Origin of the sequence: Burkholderia lata (assembly GCF_902499335.1) — a bacterium.
GTDB classification, from domain to species: domain Bacteria; phylum Pseudomonadota; class Gammaproteobacteria; order Burkholderiales; family Burkholderiaceae; genus Burkholderia; species Burkholderia lata_B.
Genome location: NZ_CABVQK010000001.1, coordinates 428,984 through 446,336, shown reverse-complemented (window position 1 = coordinate 446,336; position 17,353 = coordinate 428,984). Strand labels below are relative to the sequence as shown.

Here is a 17,353-nt window from a genome sequence, read left to right as displayed (position 1 = left end):
CTCCTCAAGAATGCGCGGCGCCGAAGGGTGGCATCGCGGAGACGGTGAGCGGCGGGCACGGCCCGCGCGGCCGTCGTGCGGGACGACGGTCGAAGGTCCGGGTGATAGCGCGCAGGTCGGGCGCCGTATCGCACGCGGACGGGCAGCACCATACGCGACACGATTCCGGTGGGCAACCGGACAGAAGATGAAAAGCGACGAAAGGCGGAGATTCGCGTCGTTTCGCGACAATTGGCCGCAAGGGGGCGTGTCGCCGCCGGAGCGGCGGGCGAGGCGGGCCGGATCGCGGCTACAGGACAGTGCGCGCGGCCGGTGCCGTCAACCGGCCACCGCGCGCTCGTAGAGCGAAGCGATGTAACCGCTGGGCAGTGGGCGAAGCGCGACACGTTCGAAGCCCAGCGCCTCGTAATACGCACACAGCTTCACGTTGCGCGGATCGCAATCGAGCCGCAGAAGCGCGCGCTGCTGCGCGCGCACCTGATCCGCGCACCAGTCGATCGCATGGCGGCCGAGCCCGCGGCCGTGGAAACCGTCCCGTACCGAGAGCCGGTGCAGATAGCCGGCGACGGGCGCCTGCGGCCCCCAGTACGCTTCGTCGTCCCACGTCAGCACGAACATCGCGGCCGCGATGCCGTCCTGCTCGACGATGTGAAGACTGCCGTCGTCGAGCATCGGGCGAACGTCCTGTTCGGTGCGTGCGTGATGCCCCCATGCCGGGTCGTCGTGCGCGGTCTTGAACGCAACGGCATCGGTCAGGATGCGTGCGGCAATCGCCGCATCATCGGTCGTAGCCAGCCGCACCGTGGTGACGTTCATCGTTCGCCTGTTGCACCGTTCTCGAGGGAGCGCGCATTGTGCGCCGGAACCGGCGAAACGTCGACGTGCGAACGCGAACGCGAACGCAGACGTGGGCGGGGCAGCCGGGCCCGCCTTGCGCCGCCGCGTCAGGCCGGCGCGCGCTGCCCGAATGCCTGCTTGATCCGCGCGAACAGCCCGTGTTGCTCGATCCATTCGGCATACGCGCGATAGTCGGGGTCGCGCATCAGGTGGCGCTCTTCCGTCTTCGCCCGCGTGTAGTAGATCAGGTTGACCGCGACGAGCCCCGCACAGTGCATGAGCCCGACCCGCCAGCCGAGCGGCTCGACGAACGGCACCGACACCATCCAGTACGACAGGTTCTTCGTGATGTACGCCGGATGCTTCGTGAAACGGTACGGGCCCGACGTGATGATCCCGCGATTGGTGAGGTTCGAGAAACGCAGCCCGAACGAGATCGTGCACAGCGCGTAGGTCAGCAGCAGCAGGATGATCACGGTGCCCCAGATCACGCGCAGCGTCGGAGCCGACATCAGCCAGTTGTCCCAGAACATCGAGCCTTCGTAACGGATGTAGTTGTTCGAGAACAGCGACCAGAACGGCTGGTAGCACATCAGCGCGGCCACCCAGCCGAGCGTCGTCGGCTCGACGGTGCGCACGTGGCTGTCGAGGATGCGGAACGTGCACAGGTAGCCGACGGTGCCGAACATCAGGTCCATCGTGAACGACAGGTCGTACATGAACATGAAGGCCGCGATCGTCGTCGGCGCGTGCATCGCGTTCGCGAGCGACGCGGTCAGGTGATCGGCGTCCTTCGACAGGTAGACGGTCATCAGCGGCAGGAAGAACGCCTTCACGCCCCAGCCGGCCAGCATCTCGCGCACCGGCTTCCAGCTCACGGGCTGCTCGCGGCGGAACAGGAAGCGGCCCCACAGCAGGTACGCGTCGTCGGTCTCGCGCTGGTGGCGGTCCATCCACGCGAAGTAGAACGGCGCGGCGACGATCACGTACGGCGCGAGCGAGCGCAGCAGCGACCAGAACGGCCGGTAAAACGCACCGTGGTATTCGGGCAGCAGCCAGTAGATCACGCCGATGCCGGCATAGATCGACGTCAGCGCGCCGAGCCGCGTCGCGACGCGCGCGATGCCGAGCGGCCGGACGGCCTGCCGTGACAGGCCCGCGCTCGGGCGCAGGTAGACGCGCGAGATGAAGATTTCGTGCAGCGCGATCGTGCCGATGATCGCGAGGCTGGCGATGACCGCGCGCGTCGCGGCATCGAGGGCCGGCTGGTCGCGCGTGATCCACAGCGCGAAGAGTCCGGCGGCGATGCCGAGCAGGCCGGCGCGCAGGGGCGTGGCGGAACGGGGTGGGCGATCCTGGACCGCGGCGATGCCGTCAAGCGTGGAATTCATGATCGGATCCTCGTACGGATGAGGGCCGGCGCCCCTGCTTGGCGGGTGACGCCGGCCGTCGGCCGGGCTTTGTATGGATGCGCGCCCGGCCATTGGCCTGTGGTTCTGATAGGTAAAGCGTTACTTCTTGGTGCCGCCGCCCAGCAGACCGCCGAGGAGGTTGGTCACCGGCGACAGCAGGTTGCCGGCGCCGCCCGCGGTACCACCGTTCGAGCCGCCGGTCAGGCCGCCCACCAGGGTGCCGCCGCCGGCCGGCGTCGTGACCGTGCCGGCCGCGCCGCCGGGGCTGGCCGTGCCGGTGGCGCCCGCGGCGCCTGCCGGCGTCGTCAGCGCACCCGTCACCGTGCCGACCGGGCCGCTCGACAGCAGGCCGCCGAGTGTGCCCGTCACGTTGCCGCCCGGCGTCGTGACCGTGCCCGTGAGGCTGGCGCCGAGCGGGGTCAGCGAGTTGACGAGGTTGGTGACCGGCGCCAGCAGGCCGCCGACACCCGAGCCACCGGTGCCGCTGGTGCCACTCGTTCCGCCAGTGCCGCTCGAACCGAGGCCGCCGAGCGCACCCGTCAGCGAGCCGAGCAGGCCCGTGACCGGTCCGAGCGGGCCACCGCTGCTGGTGCCGCTCGTGCCGCTGGTGCCGCCCGAACCGCTCGAGCTGCCGCCGCCCAGGCCGCCGGTCAGCGTGCCGAGCAGGCCCGTGATCGGGGCGAGCGGGTTGCTGCCGCCCGTGCCGCTGCTGGAGCTGCCCGCGTTGTTGTCGTGAACGAGGCCACCGGTGGACGTCACCGTGTTGCCGAGCTGCGCCACGACACCGCCGAGGCCGGTACCGACCGGGTTGTCGGTTGCGCCGCCGACCTTCGTGCCGGCGCTGGCGAGGCCGTTGCCGAGCGTGCTCAGGAGGCCGTTGAGCGGCGTGCCGAGCAGCGTCACGCCGCCGAGCGTTTGCGTGGCGCCCGGCGTCGTGACACCGCCGGTCAACGTGTTCGTGATCGGGTTGATCACCTTGCCGACCTGCGTCTCGAGCTGCTGGACCGGCGAGCTGTTCAGCGCGGTGTTGAGGCCCGATGCGGTCGAATTGACGGCGCCGCCAACTGTGTTGACGAGATCGCCGACGAGCGACGTGACCGGCGACAGCGGCGACAGCGGGCCCGAACCGAGGCTCTTCACTGCGTTGCCGAGGTTGTTGACCGCGCCGCCGGCGCCGGTCAGCAGACCGGTGGTCGACGTCAGCGTCGGTCCGAGCGGGTTGGCCGACACGCCGATCGAGCCGAGGCCGGCCGCGACGCCGTTGCCGAGTGCCTGCACGCCGTTGCCGAGGCTCGTGACCGCGTTGCCGACGCTGGAGGCCGTCGTCGGGTTCGTGCCGGGGATCTGCACGCCGCCGATCTGCCCGCCGCCGTTTGCGACCGTCGTGCCGAGTGCCGTCACGAGGTTGCCGGATTTCTGGAGGACATTGCCGAGCGGGGTGACGCCGGTGCCTGACGTACCGGAGGTGCCCGAGGTGCCGGAAGTACCCGACGTACCGGAAGTACCCGACGTGCCGGAGGTGCCTGACGTACCGGAAGTGCCCGACGTGCCGGAGGTGCCCGACGTACCGGAAGTGCCCGAGGTACCGGAAGTGCCCGAGGTACCGGAAGTGCCCGAGGTGCCGGAAGTACCCGAAGTGCCGGAAGTACCCGAGGTGCCGGAAGTACCCGAAGTGCCGGAAGTACCCGAAGTGCCGGAAGTACCCGAGGTGCCGGAAGTACCCGACGTGCCGGACGTACCCGAGGTGCCGGAAGTACCGGACGTACCGGAGGTGCCTGACGTACCGGAAGTGCCCGACGTACCGGAAGTGCCCGACGTACCGGAAGTGCCCGACGTACCGGAAGTACCCGACGTACCGGAAGTACCCGACGTACCGGAGGTGCCCGACGTACCGGACGTACCGGAGGTGCCGGACGTACCCGACGTGCCGGAGGTACCCGAGGTGCCGGAAGTACCCGAGGTGCCGGAAGTGCCCGACGTGCCGGAGGTACCCGAGGTGCCGGAAGTACCCGAGGTGCCGGAAGTGCCCGACGTGCCGGAAGTGCCCGACGTGCCGGAGGTGCCCGAGGTACCGGAAGTACCCGACGTGCCGGAGGTGCCCGACGTACCGGAAGTACCCGACGTCCCGGACGTACCTGAGCTACCCGACGTCCCGCCACCCGAAGTCCCCGAAGTCCCACCGCCCGACGTACCCGAAGTCCCCGAGCTGCCCCCCGTCCCGGACGTGCTCGGCTTGATCGTCGGCGGGGTCGTCGGTCCATCGACCGAGCCGCAGCCATAGAGTGCGAGCAGCGACGAGACGGCCATCGTTACCGTCGTCTTCTTGAAGAGTTTGTGCATGTTGGCCTCGACATTGGAAATGTGTCCAAGCCACCTCTGCAAATTCCGCGCCACGACGTTTCCCCCGAAACGGTGTCGCGATTTGTTGCAGGAATCGGGAATATACGCGCGATTTAAACGCAGTTCCGGCGCTTTCGCGCGACGGGTACGCAAGGTGCGCCGGCGCGGCGGTTGCGATGTTCCCGCAAGCCGCCGTAACGCGCGGCGCGATGTTACGTAGCGTTCGATATCGCGTGACGCGGGCGGCCTCGAACCGAGGGCCGCATCTTTGACGAAACGTGCCGGCCCGATGAACATGGCGCGACATCCCCGGCTGCCGGCAGCGACGCAGCGGCCACGACTTCACACAGGACACGGACATGAACGAACAGGACAGGGAACACGGCAAGGCGCGACGAATCGACGTGATGGGCGAAGCGTTCGTCGAACGCGCGATGCGCGACCTCGACGGCTTTTCGCGCCCGCTGCAGAACTGGCTGAACGAACACGCGTGGGGCAGCACGTGGCAGCGGGGCGGGATTGACCTGAAGACGCGCAGCCTGTGCACGTGCGCGATGCTGGCGGCGCTCGGCCGCAGCACGGAGCTGAAGGGTCACATTCGCGGCGCGCTCAACAACGGCGCGAGCCTCGTCGAGATCCGCGAGGTGCTGCTGCACAGCGCGCTGTACGCGGGCGCGCCGGCCGCGGTCGAGGCATTCCGCAGTGCGCGGGAGGTGATATCGGAGCTCGGGCTGTCGCTGCCCGACGACGAAGCCTGATTCCGCCGCAGCGCCGGCTGCACGGCACGGAATCAGGCCCTGTTACGCGGTCGCGGCTTACGCGATGCGTGCCGCCGGCGCGGCCGCCTCGGCTGGCGTAGCGGCGACTTCGAGCAGCCAGTCGGCCGTGGCTTCCGGAATCGTGACCGGCAGCATGTGCCCGCCCTCGACCACCTTCAGCCGCACGCGCGCCGATTTCTTCGCGAGCGCTTCGCCGTGCTCGCGCCAGTTCAGGATCGGATCGGCGCGGCCGTACAGCACGTCGACCGGCAGCGCGAGGTCCGGATAGCGGCGCTCCATCGCGGGCAGGTCGACGGGGGCCGACAGCAGGTCGGTCGCGGTCGCGTAGAACACGTGCGGGCGCATCCCGAGCAGCCCGCCGCCCTTGACCGGGAAGTCGCGCGGCACGTCTTCCGGCGCGAACACCTGGCGCACGGCCTTGCGGCCGGTCAGGATCGTCAGCGGAATCGCGAAGGTCCACGACACGAAGCGGCGCACCAGCGGCGACGGCAGCATCAGCGGCTTGAACGGCGCCGGCGGCTCGCTCTGCTCGTGCGACAGCGGCGCGATCAGCGCGAGCCGGCTCACGCGATCGGCATGATTGAGACCGACCGCGAGCGCGATCGCGCCGCCGAGCGAGTGGCCGACGAGCACCGGCTTGTCGAGCCGCAGCGCGTCGATGAACGCGGCGACCGTGCGGGCCTGCGCGAACACGTTCGCCTGCGAGCCCGCGCCGCGGAGCGACCGGCCGGCGCCCGGCCGGTCGATGAGGATCACGCGATGCTGCTGCGCGAGCCGCGCGAGCGGCAGGTACGCGAAATTGCGCAACTGCCCCGCGAGCCCGTGGACGAACACGAGCGGCGGGCCGTTGCCGTATTCGACGTAGTGGATGCGGTCGCCGCCGATGTCGACGAAGCGGCCTTCGGGCGGAAACGCGCGCGTCACGCGGCGGGCCACGTAGCCGGTAAACAGCGCGAGCGCGGCGAGTACCGCGACGACGCCGAGCAGCACGTTCTGGATCAGATGGAGCGTATGGGTCATGTCGGCCTCAACGGGTTTCGAGTGCGGGTTCGGCAACCGGCGTCGTGGCGGCCGGGCCGGCTTTTGCGCGGCGTTCGAACTGCATCGCCGAATCGGCGAGTCCGCTGAACTTCAGCGACGCGAGATCGAGCACGTAGTTCTGGTGGAACTTCCACGGCTTGCTATGCCCCTGCTTCGGCAGGATGCCGGCCGCGCGCTGGATGTAGCCCGAGCTCAGGTTGACGGCCGGCACGTTGCCGGGATCGCTGGTGCCGAGCCGCGGCACGCACGTGTCGTAGCCGTTCGCGCGCATGTGGTTGAGCAGCCGGCACACGTAGCGCGCGATCAGCTCGGCCTTCAGCGTCCACGACGCATTGGTGTAGCCGAACGACGATGCGAGGTTCGGCACGTCGCTGTACATCATCCCCTTGTACGACACGGTGTCCGGCAGGTCGACAGCTCGGCCGTCGACGGTGACGCGCGCGCCGCCGAGCATCTTCACCTTCAGCCCGGTCGCGGTGACGATCACGTCCGCGTCGAGCTGCTGGCCGCTCTTCAGCTTGAGGCCGGTCGGCGTGAAGCGTTCGATCTCGTCGGTGACGATCGACGCGCGGCCCGCGCGGATCGACTTGAACAGGTCGCCGTTCGGTACCAGGCACACGCGCTGGTCCCACGGCATGTAGCGCGGCGTCAGGTGCTTCGCGACGTCGAAGCCGGGGCCGACCTGCTTGCTGGCCGCGCGGATGATGAACTGCTTCGTCCGGTCGGGCTTGCGGCGCGACACGTTGTACAGGTACATCGTCAGCAGCACGTTCTTCACGCGCACGAGCCGGTGCGCGAGCCGCGACGGCAGCACGCGGCGCAACGCGTTCGCGATCTTGTCGCGTGCGGGCAGCGACACGATGTAGGTCGGCGAGCGCTGCAGCATCGTCACGTGCTGCGCGTCGGCCGCCATCGACGGCACGAGCGTGACGGCCGTCGCGCCGCTGCCGATCACGACCACGCGCCGGTTCGCATACGACAGGTCCTTCGGCCAGTGCTGCGGATGCACGAGCTTGCCTTCGAACGTGTCCATCCCCGCCCAGTCGGGCAGGTAGCCGGCGTCGTAGTCGTAGTAGCCGCTGCACATGAACAGGAAGCGGCAGGTGTAGACGAGCGTGTCGGTCGCGCCGTTCCGCGTGCGCTCGATGCGTACCGTCCAGCGCGCGCGGTTCGAGTCCCAGTCGGCCGCGACCACCTTCTGGCCGTAGCGGATCGTCTTGTCGATGCCGTACGCGCGTGCGGTGTCGCGGATGTAGTCGAGGATCGTCTGGCCGTCCGAGATCGCCTTGTCGCTGTGCCACGGCCGGAAGCTGTAGCCGAGCGTGAACATGTCGGAATCCGAACGGACGCCCGGATAGCGGAACAGGTCCCAGGTGCCGCCGATCGCGTCGCGCGCCTCGACGATCGCCACGCTCGCATACGGGCAGCGCTGCTTCAGGTGATACGCGGCGCCGATGCCGGACAGGCCGGCGCCGACGATCAGCACGTCGAGGTCGTTGCCGTCTTGTCGAGCACCGGAGGCGGGCGGCGCGTCGCGCCGGTCGGTCGTCGTCGAGGTCATGCGGGGTCCTTGGTCGGCGTGGTCGGAAGAGCGGCCGGGGCGTGCGCACGATCGAGATTGCGGGCACGGGCGCGGCGGACGTGGCGCAGCATCAGCCACTGGTAACCGGCGCCGAGCAGGCGCGCGATCCGGTCGAGCCGGCGCGCATCGGCGCCGACGAGCACGCGGCGCGCATTGCGCTCGACGCCCGCGAGGATCTGCCGCGCGGCGTCATCGGCCGTGGTTGCGTGAATCAGGCGGTTCGCCTGGCGGCGATGGGTCGCTTCGTCCTGGCCCGTGAGCGCGTGGATGCTGGTATCGACGCGGCCCGCGTCGACGATGTTCGTCGCGACGCCGCCCGGGTGCACGCAGGTCGCGCTCACCGGCGCGCCGTCGAGTTCGAGCTCCATGCGCAGCGCCTCGGTGAAGCCGCGCACCGCGAACTTGGTCGCGTTGTACGCGCTTTGGGTGGGCATCGCGACGAGGCCGAACAGGCTCGACGTGTTGACGACGTGCCCGTCGCCCGACGCGCGCAGATGCGGCAGGAACGCCTGCGTGCCGTGCACGACGCCCCAGAAGTTGATGCCGACGATCCATTCGAGATCGGCGATGCGCGCGGTCTCGGCGCTGGCGGCCAGCGACACGCCCGCGTTGTTGAAGACCAGGTTGACCTTGCCGTGCTCGGCGCGCACGAAATCGGCCCACGCGAACACCGCATCGCGGTCGGATACGTCGAGCCGCCGCGTGCTCACGCGCACGCCATGCTGCGCGCAGGCGGCTGCCGTGCCGGCGAGCCCGGTTTCGTTGACGTCGGCGAGCGCGACCTCGCAGCCGCGCCGCGCGAGCTCGACCGCGAGGCTGCGGCCCATGCCCGAACCGGCGCCCGTGATCGCGGCGACCTTGCCGGAAAACCCGTTCATCCGTGCTCCTCCCGTTCCGCTTGCACTGCGCCGGCGGCGCGTCTAATGTGGTGTTGATCGTCACCACTTTAGTTTTCGGGTGTCCTGATGTCAAATAGCGGAATGGAGAAAGCACTCGAAACGGAAAAACGGGGCCGCTCGTATGGCGGCGTGGCGCCCGAGGTGCGGGCGGCCGAGCGCCGCGACGCGCTGATCCGCGCGGCGACGCGCGTGTTCGGCACGGTCGGGTTCCGCAAGGCGACCGTGCGGTCGATCTGCCAGGAAGCGAAGCTGAACGATCGCTATTTCTATGCGGCGTTCGACAGCACCGACGATTTGCTGCGCTGCACCTACCTGCATCACGCGCAGCAGCTGCACGAAGCGGTCGCGCGGGCGGTGGCCGAGCGGGGCGGCGATCTGCACGAGAGCGTCGATGCGGGGCTCGCCGCGTTCTTCGCGTTCCTGCGCGACCCGTGCGCGGCGCGCGTGCTGCTGCTCGAGGTGATGGGCGTGAGCGCGGACACCGACATGACGTACCAGCGCATGCTGATCGACTTCGGCAAGCTGATCATGGCGATCGGTGCGCCGCGCGAGGCGGTGACGCCCGCCGAGCGCACCGAGCAACGGCTGATCGGGCTCGCGCTCGTCGGTGCGATGACGAACGTCGGCGCAGCGTGGCTGCTCACCGAATATCGCGATCCGGAGGTGCAGATGGTCGCGAGTTGCCGGAAGGTGCTGCTGGGGACGTTGCGGGAGATCGGGTAACCGGAAGGCATCACCGGTTGAAAATTAAAATAAAGCGTTGGCTGCACGGCGCACCGGGCGCAGTGTCGCTTTCTTGCTCGATTTAATCGCCTGTTGCATAAATAAAAGTCGGCGATTTTTCTGGATGAAAATGATTATCAATAAGCCGTCATTGTTTTGGGTTTGGATTTCATGTGGCGGTGAATTGGTCAAAACAATGTGGATAAAATAAAAAAAGCGGCGCAATGCGAAATTCGGTTCGCATTGCGCCGATCGTGGCGCGAAAATCCTCGCGCCCCAGGCACGTTCGATCACAACCCCGTATAGGCGCCCCGGGTCCAGCCGTCCCCATCCCGGCACCACTTGGTCGCCGAGCCGCCGCTGGTTGCATACACGGGGATGTGGATCGCGTTTCCGACCAGCCGGCACGTTGCGGATACGTTGTCGCCCGCCTGGTTGAATGCGCCCGTGTCGACGCGGATCGATGGTGTGCTTCCCCATGGAGTTGCGGCGATTTGCATTTCAGACTCCTTGATTGAATAAAGCGGAGAATTGAAACGTTTCGGTAAACGCAAATCAGCGTATTTCTGGGAATAAGATTAGTATAAAAACAGGAAATGCAATGCCTGATTTATTTGGAAAATAAAGGGCGTATTCGTTTCGAATGAGAAAGCCCGGAGAAAGGGAATTGGAGGGGAGTTAAAGCGTATCGATCGCCGGCGGTCGTGCCGGACGGGGCCGGCAATCCGGAATCAACCGCTTGTGGGTTTCGCTCGTGTCGCTTGCACCGGCGCTGCCGGCGCCTCCCCGATCCGCGCCTTCATCGCGTCGACAAACGCCCGCACCTTTGGCGAAGGCAGCCGCGTCGACGGATACACCGCATGAATCCCGGCCGGCGCCGAGCGCCACGCGGGAAGCAGCCGCACGAGCCGGCCGGCCGCGACGTCGTCGGCGGTCGAGAAATCCGTCAGCAGCCCGAAGCCGCCGCCCGCGAGCACGATCGCGCGGCACGCGGTGGCGGTGTTCGACATGACCGGCGCGATGCAGCGCACTGAAGCGGTGCCGCCGTTCGCGTCTTCGACTTCGACCGTATGCGGGCGCGGCAGCGTCGACAGCATCACGAACGGCAGCGCGGCGAGCGCATCCGGATCGTGCGGCCGCCCATGGCGCGCGATGAACGCGGGGCTTGCGACCAGCCATTTCTCGTAGGTGCCGAGCTGCACCGCGCGATAGTTCGAATCGGCGAGGCGGCCGATGCGGATCGCGACGTCGAGGTTGTCCGCCACGAGATCGACCACGCGGTCGTTCGCGACGAGTTCGACGTCGAGCCCCGGATGCCGGTCGCGCAAGGCGACGACGGCGGGCGCGACGACCAGCGCGCCGTAGTCGATCGGCACGCTCACGCGCAGCGTGCCGCGCAGCGGCCCCGCGTCGGACGACACCGCGTCGAGCGCGGTTTCGGCGGCCCGCACGATGTCGCGGCACGCGTCGTAGAACGCGCGCCCTGCGTCGGTCACGCTCAGCCGCCGCGTCGTGCGCACCAGCAGGTTCGCGCCGACCTCGGATTCGAGGCGCTGCATGTGCGTGCTGACGACCGTCTTCGCCAGGCCGAGCCGTTCGGCCGCGGCCGTCAGCGAGCCGGCGTCGACCACCGCGACGAAGATCGCCAGCCGGTTCAGGTTCACGTCGCGCAGATCGGCCATCGTCGATTGTCCTATGAAAAAGGATAATGTTTCCTCGATTATCCGTCTTCTGGCGACGAACGGCGAGCGCTACGCTGCGGTTGTTCGTCGCCGATCCCCGGCGGCGCGAGATTCCGGAGTGTTTCCATGTCTGCCGCCCGCAAGCCCGCCTCGCCGATTCGCATCTATTCGTTCCTCCTCTCGGGGCACGCACATCGGGTGCGGCTGTTCCTGTCGCTGCTCGGCCTGCCGTCCGAGACCGTCGACGTCGATCTCGCGGCCGGCGCGCAGCGCGAACCGGCGTTCCTCGCGCTCAATCCGCTCGGGCAGGTACCCGTGATCGACGATGGCGGCACGGTGATCGCCGATTCGAATGCAATCCTCGTGTACCTCGCGAAGCGCTACGGCGACGCGCACTGGCTGCCCGACGATCCGGCAAGCGCGGCGATCGTGCAGCGCTGGTTGTCGTATGCGGCTGGGCCGATCGCATCGGGGCCGGCCGCCGCGCGGCTCGTGACCGTGTTCGGCGCGCAGCTCGACCATGACGCCGCCAAGCGCACGGCCGCGAAGGTGCTCGACGTGATCGACCGCGAGCTGGCCGGCAAGCCGTTCGCGGCCGGCGCGCAGCCGACGATCGCGGACGTCGCCGCGTACTCGTACATCGCACACGCGCCGGAAGGCGGCGTGTCGCTCGAACCGTATCCGCACGTGCGTGCGTGGCTGGCGCGCATCGAGGCGCTGCCGGGCTTCATCGCGATGCCGACGACGCGCGCGGGCCTGCTCGCCGCGTAACACCCACCGAAACCGCGCCTGCTCAGGGAGAACGCGATGAACACCCCGACCGCCGTCGTACCGGGCTGGGAACTCGACAGCGCACCGTTTCACGCGGGCGAGCTTGCCGTGCAGCAGCGTGCAGGCGTGACGGAGGCCGCGGGTTCGGCTGGCAGGCGCGGGATCCGGCGCTTCATGCCGGACCAGCACCGGACGTTTTTTGCGCAGTTGCCGTTCTTCGTGCTCGGCGGCGTCGATGCGCACGGCCAGCCGTGGGCGACGCTACGGGCCGGTGCGCCGGGGTTCGTGACGTCGCCGGACGCGCACACGCTGCGCATCGCGGCGCGCGCGTTGCCGGGCGATCCGCTGGCCGGTGCGTGGCAGTCGGGCGCGCCGCTCGGCGGGCTCGGCATCGAATTCGATACGCGGCGGCGCAATCGCGTCAACGGCGTCGTGCGCGCAGTCGACGGCGACGCGCTGACGATCGCGGTCGAGCAGAGCTTCGGCAACTGCGCGAAGTACATCCAGGGCCGCAAGCCGACGTTCGTCGCACGGGACGTCGATGCATCCGCCGGGCCCGACGTGGCGGACGCGTTGAGCGATGCCGATCGCGCGCTGCTTGCGCAGGCCGATACGTTCTTCGTTGCGAGCGCGAACACGTCGACGGACGCGGGCGCTGCTCGCGGGGCGGACGTGTCGCATCGCGGCGGGATGCCGGGCTTCGTGCGCGTCGACGATGCACACACGCTGACGACGCCGGACTTCAGCGGCAACCGCTTCTTCAACACGCTCGGCAACCTGCAGCACGATCCGCGCGCGGGGCTGCTGTTCGTCGATTTCGACAGCGGCGACCTGCTGTATGTGGCTGCGCGTGCCGAGATCGTGTGGGACGGGCCGCTCGTCGCGTCGTTCGACGGCGCGCAGCGGGTCGTGCGGTTCCATGTGCGGGAAGTGCGGCGCATGCGTGCGGTGCTGCCGTTCCGGTGGTCGGCGGTCGAACGCGCGCCGCAGTTCGCGGCGATGGCGGCGGGGACGGGGGCAGGCGCGGGCGCGGTGGTGGCGCCGTCTACACCCGCACCCGAATCGGCATCGGCATCGGCGACCGCATCGACATCGGCACCCACATGGCGGCCGCTGCGCATCGCACAGATCGTCGACGAAGCGCGTGCGATCCGTTCGTTCCACTTCGAACCGGCGGACGGCGGCGCATTACCGGCCTACGAAGCCGGGCAGCACCTGACGCTGCGCGTCGCGCTGCCGGGCGGCGATGCGCCGTCGATCCGCAGCTACACGCTCTCCGATGCACCGGGCGGCGCGCATTACCGGATCACCGTGAAGCGCGAAGGGCGCGTATCGACTTGGCTGCACGATCACGCTCAAGCGGGCATGACGCTTGACGCGCAGATGCCGCGCGGGCGCTTCACGTTCGATCTCGCGAGCCCGCGCCCCGCGGTGCTCGTGTCGGCGGGCATCGGCATCACGCCGATGGTCGCGATGCTGCGCCGCGCGCTGTCCGACGATCAACCGTCGCGCCGCGTGGTGTTCGTGCACGGCGCGCGTGAATCGGATGATCGACCGTTCGTCGAGGCGCTGGCACGCGTTGCCGCCGCCGACGAACGGTTGTCGCTCCACTGGTTCGACAGTCATCCTCACGAAGGCTCGACAGCCCACGCTGGCCGCATCGACATCGCGCAACTGAAGCGGCTCCTGACGTTCGACGACTACGACTTCTACCTGTGCGGGCCGTCGGCATTCATGCGCGACCTGTACGACGGGCTGCGTGCGCTGAACGTGCCGGACGAACGCATCCGTTTCGAGGCGTTCGGGCCGTCGAGCGTGGCACGCAGCGCGACCCGCACGCCTGCCACGCCGGCGGTGGCGAGCGTGCCGGTCGTATTCCGGCGCACGGGCCGCGAAGCCGCGTGGACGCCCGCCGACGGCACATTGCTCGAATTCGCGGAAGGGCAGCGCGTGGACGTGCCGTCCGAATGCCGCTCCGGGTCGTGCGGCACGTGCGCGACGCGCGTGCTGTCCGGCGCGGTCGACTACGAACAGGTGCCCGACGCACCGGTCGAACCCGGCTGCGCGTTGCTGTGCGTCGCGCGGCCCGCGCAAGGGTCGGAACCGCTCGTGCTCGACCGCTGACGCACCCATGCGACATGCCGCCGCAGTCACCCTGCTGCGCGAAAAGCGCGCGCAACTGCTTCTTTTTTCGGATGCCGGTCGGATCGACGATAGCGTCAACCGATAGATGAAAGGAGCGCAATCATGAAACTGCTCGGCATGATCAAACTGGTTCTGTGGAGTTTCTTCGGCGTACGCAACAGCAAGGCGCACGCGACCGATCTCGCGAACGCCAACTTCACGATGCTGCCGTTCGTGGCGATCATCCTCGCGGTGCTCGTCGGGGCGGTGATCTACGGCGTCGTGCACCTGGTCGTCGATCCGACCGTGACGATGCAGGGGTTCTGACCAACCGGCCGCCGGATCGCGAGCGGGGAAGCGTTCCCGCTCCGAATTCCAGCCGCATGACCGGCGCGCGACTGCGCCGGTGATTGAGGCGGCCGCGCACGACGCCAGTCACGCGCGCATCGGCACCGTCGTCGTGCCGCGCGAATCGCGCTGTCCCTATTCCCGCCTTCCCTGCCTCCCGTTTCGCCCGATTCCAGGGCGGCCGGCCCCGCCCGGGGTAAAATGCGCGCCGCGCCGCGATGTCGCGCGCGACGGGCACGCCGCCGTTCCATCGAACGGTGCGCGCAAGTACGTCGCGCCCGCACCGGGGCGTTCGAAGCGTCCCCCCGCATGACATGACCGCGCGATGCAGCCGGCCGCCCGACACGCCCCCGACGAACCCGTCGACGGCTGCGTCGGTTCCCGGTGCGTCACCTGAATCCGAGTCCCATCCTGCGTCTTCCCGACCGAGCGGCCCGCTTGCGTGCCGTATCGTCCGGTTCGTCTGATGAATATCGCGCCGGCGCTTGCGTCCGGTGGAAGGGCCGGATCCGGTCGCGGGCACGCTTCGCAGCTTCGTAACGGGTTTCGACAGGGTCGAGTGGCGAGTTTTCCATCCAGAACAATGACGGTGAATAGAACAACAGCGTCGCCCGCACGGCGGCGGCGCGCGAAGGTCGGGCTTGGCGTCGGTCTCGGCATCACGCTTTTCGCGGCACAGGCTGCCGCGGCGCAGGGCGGCACGCCGGCCCCGGACACGGAGGCAGCCGGCAGCGCGACGCTGCCGACGATCACGGTGAGCGGCGAGCGCGGCAACGCGCTGCGCGCACGCACGGCGTCGGTTGCGGGGCTCGATGACGCGCCGCTGCGCGACACGCCGGCGTCGGTGAGCGTCGTGACGCGCGCGCAGCTCGACGATCAGCAGGCGAAGCGGCTGAGCGACGTCGTGCGCAACGACGCGTCGGTCGTCAACGACTACGCGCCGGTCGGGTATTTCGAAGGCTTTGCGATCCGCGGTTTCCCGGTCGATCTCGCGAGCGCGATCCGGATCGACGGGCTGACGGTGTCCGGCGAGCAGAACGTGCCGCTCGAGAACAAGGAGCGCGTCGAGATCCTGAAGGGGCTCGCCGGTATCGACAGCGGCGTTGTCGCGCCGGGCGGCGTGATCAACTTCGTGACGAAGCGCTCGGCGAACGTCGCGAGCGTGACGGGTGGCGTCGACAGCCGCGGCTCGACGTCGGCGGCCGTCGATCTCGGCCGCCGCTTTGGCCCCGACAACCAGTTCGGCTTCCGGATCAATGCCGCGAAGGAGAACATGCACTCGTACATCGACGGCACGAACGGACGGCGCACGTTCGGCTCGATCGCCGCCGACTGGGACATCAGCCCGCGCGCGAGCCTGCAGCTCAACGCCGAATTCCAGCAGTGGATCCAGCGTTCCGCACCCGGCTACCAGCTGCTGGGCGGCACCGTCGTGCCGTCGATCAAGACGACGTCGAAGGCGCTCGGCACGCAGCCGTGGGCGAAACCGGTGACGACCGATGCGCTGAACCTGAACGCGCGCTTCGACTACCAGTTCAACGACGACTGGAAGGCCTACATCGCCGCCGGCCGCAGCCGCACGATGATCGACGACAACAGCGCGTTCGCGTACGGCTGCTCGTACGCGGCGAGCTGCACGGCCGGCGCGACGTCGCCGTTCTTCTTCGGCGCGAACGGCGACTATGACGTCTACGACTTCCGCAGCCCCGGCGAATACCGGCGCAACGACGACCTGCGCGCGGTCACGACCGGCAAGTTCGCAACGGGCCCGCTGCGGCACGAGCTGACGCTCGGCGTGAGCGTGCAGCGCCGCGTCGTGAGCATGGCCGACGCCGTGTACGACTACGTGGGCAGCGAGAACATCTACGGGCCCGACACGACGTTCGCGCCGTCGCCGAATTCGCCCGGCCCGTCATATCCGCGCCTCGACGCGTGGCAATACGGCGTGTTCGGGCTCGACCGCATCAGCATCGGCGAACACTGGCAGGTGCTCGCGGGCGGCAAGGAAGTGCTGCTGCGCCAGCGCAGCTGGAGCAGCCTCGACGGCGACACGACGCATACCGATCGCTCGGTGTTCCTGCCGCAGGTGGCGCTCGTCTACAAGCCGGTGAACGTGCTGTCGCTGTACGCGTCGTACAGCAAGGCGCTGTCGCTCGGCGACCAGGCGCCCGTGCGCGCGACCAACGCGTATGCGTTCCTGCCGCCCGTCGAGTCGCACCAGATCGAGGTCGGCGCGAAATACGACTGGCTCGACCGGCTGAGCCTCACGGCCGCCGTGTTCTCGATCAGCAAGCCGTTCCAGTTCGCCGACCCGGACGCATCGGGCACCAGCTACACGTTCGTGCAGCGTGGCACGCAGCGGCACCAGGGGATCGAGCTCGGCGCGGCCGGGCGCGTGACCGAGCGCCTGGGGCTGACGGCCAGCGTCGCGGCGATTCGTGCCCGTGCGTACGATTCCGGGTCGCCGGCGTACGAAGGGCACCAGATCATCAACGTACCGGCGCTGCGCGCGTCGCTGTATGCGGACTACGCGGTGCCGGGCGTCGCGGGGTTGAACGTGCTGGGCGGCGTCGAGTACAGCGCGGCCCGCAATGCGAACGAGGAGGGCACCGCGCGCGTGCCGTCGTGGTTCGTGTTCAATCTCGGCGCGCGCTATACGACGAAGATCGGCGGCCATCGCACGGTGCTGCGCGTGTCGGTGGACAATCTGTTCAACAAGTTCTACTGGCGCGACGCGGGCGAGCAGCAGGGCGATGCGTACCTGTTCCCGGGTGCGCCGCGCACCGCGCGAGTGTCGTTGACCTATGATTTCTGA

General features: G+C 68.7%; 14 protein-coding genes. 6 read left to right on the top strand and 8 right to left on the bottom strand.

The annotated features are described in order from the left end of the window. Positions 1-318: 318 nt before the first annotated feature. From BCO18175_RS02080 to BCO18175_RS41095, 3 genes are all read right to left on the bottom strand, one after another. Complete coding sequence (locus tag BCO18175_RS02080) at positions 319-816, bottom strand: GNAT family N-acetyltransferase (protein WP_174979129.1); 498 nt, start codon at positions 814-816, stop codon at positions 319-321. A 128-nt stretch (positions 817-944) separates the two neighbouring features. Beyond that, positions 945-2,228, bottom strand: a complete 1,284-nt coding sequence (locus tag BCO18175_RS02075) for an isoprenylcysteine carboxylmethyltransferase family protein (protein ID WP_174979128.1) — start codon at positions 2,226-2,228, stop codon at positions 945-947. Positions 2,229-2,348: 120 nt separating this feature from the next. Continuing rightward, complete coding sequence (locus BCO18175_RS41095; protein WP_174979127.1) at positions 2,349-4,589, bottom strand: collagen-like triple helix repeat-containing protein; 2,241 nt, start codon at positions 4,587-4,589, stop codon at positions 2,349-2,351. 359 nt (positions 4,590-4,948) lie between these two features. Between BCO18175_RS41095 and BCO18175_RS02060 the strand changes: the two genes are divergently transcribed. Continuing rightward, positions 4,949-5,347: a carboxymuconolactone decarboxylase family protein gene (locus BCO18175_RS02060; RefSeq protein WP_174979126.1), complete on the top strand. Its 399-nt coding sequence runs from the start codon at positions 4,949-4,951 to the stop codon at positions 5,345-5,347. A gap of 57 nt (positions 5,348-5,404) precedes the next feature. On the opposite strand, the gene BCO18175_RS02055 is transcribed toward BCO18175_RS02060, so the two are convergent. The 3 genes from BCO18175_RS02055 to BCO18175_RS02045 are packed head-to-tail and all read right to left on the bottom strand — an operon-like array spanning position 5,405 to position 8,869. Continuing rightward, positions 5,405-6,388, bottom strand: a complete 984-nt coding sequence (locus tag BCO18175_RS02055; RefSeq protein ID WP_174979125.1) for an alpha/beta fold hydrolase — start codon at positions 6,386-6,388, stop codon at positions 5,405-5,407. Between the two features lie 7 nt (positions 6,389-6,395). Beyond that, positions 6,396-7,970, bottom strand: coding sequence for a flavin-containing monooxygenase (locus BCO18175_RS02050; RefSeq protein WP_174979124.1), 1,575 nt, complete (start codon positions 7,968-7,970; stop codon positions 6,396-6,398). Then, the gene (locus BCO18175_RS02045; RefSeq protein WP_174979123.1) at positions 7,967-8,869 is read right to left on the bottom strand and encodes an SDR family NAD(P)-dependent oxidoreductase; all 903 of its coding nucleotides are present in this window, start codon (positions 8,867-8,869) and stop codon (positions 7,967-7,969) included. The genes BCO18175_RS02050 and BCO18175_RS02045 overlap by 4 nt, the downstream gene beginning before the upstream one ends. 102 nt (positions 8,870-8,971) lie before the next feature. Here BCO18175_RS02045 and BCO18175_RS02040 point away from each other — a divergent pair, with 102 nt between their 5' ends. Then, positions 8,972-9,613, top strand: a complete 642-nt coding sequence (locus tag BCO18175_RS02040; RefSeq protein WP_241019541.1) for a TetR/AcrR family transcriptional regulator — start codon at positions 8,972-8,974, stop codon at positions 9,611-9,613. 24 nt (positions 9,614-9,637) lie between these two features. Here BCO18175_RS02040 and BCO18175_RS02035 read toward each other — a convergent pair whose 3' ends face one another. After that, on the bottom strand, positions 9,638-10,093 hold the full coding sequence (locus tag BCO18175_RS02035) for a hypothetical protein (RefSeq protein ID WP_174979121.1): 456 nt from the start codon (positions 10,091-10,093) through the stop codon (positions 9,638-9,640). 251 nt (positions 10,094-10,344) lie between these two features. Beyond that, positions 10,345-11,295, bottom strand: a complete 951-nt coding sequence (locus BCO18175_RS02030; RefSeq protein WP_174979120.1) for a LysR family transcriptional regulator — start codon at positions 11,293-11,295, stop codon at positions 10,345-10,347. Positions 11,296-11,421: 126 nt separating this feature from the next. Here BCO18175_RS02030 and BCO18175_RS02025 point away from each other — a divergent pair, with 126 nt between their 5' ends. The 4 genes from BCO18175_RS02025 to BCO18175_RS02010 all read left to right on the top strand — a co-directional run bounded on the left by BCO18175_RS02025 (position 11,422) and on the right by BCO18175_RS02010 (position 17,353). Then, complete coding sequence (locus tag BCO18175_RS02025) at positions 11,422-12,066, top strand: glutathione S-transferase family protein (RefSeq protein WP_174979119.1); 645 nt, start codon at positions 11,422-11,424, stop codon at positions 12,064-12,066. A gap of 36 nt (positions 12,067-12,102) precedes the next feature. Beyond that, positions 12,103-14,190: a pyridoxamine 5'-phosphate oxidase family protein gene (locus BCO18175_RS02020; RefSeq protein ID WP_174979118.1), complete on the top strand. Its 2,088-nt coding sequence runs from the start codon at positions 12,103-12,105 to the stop codon at positions 14,188-14,190. Positions 14,191-14,313: 123 nt separating this feature from the next. Next, positions 14,314-14,517, top strand: coding sequence for a DUF2970 domain-containing protein (locus BCO18175_RS02015; protein WP_043178166.1), 204 nt, complete (start codon positions 14,314-14,316; stop codon positions 14,515-14,517). 604 nt (positions 14,518-15,121) lie between these two features. Further along, positions 15,122-17,353 carry a TonB-dependent siderophore receptor gene (locus BCO18175_RS02010; RefSeq protein ID WP_174979117.1) on the top strand — a complete coding sequence of 744 codons (2,232 nt, stop codon included), beginning with the start codon at positions 15,122-15,124 and terminating at the stop codon, positions 17,351-17,353.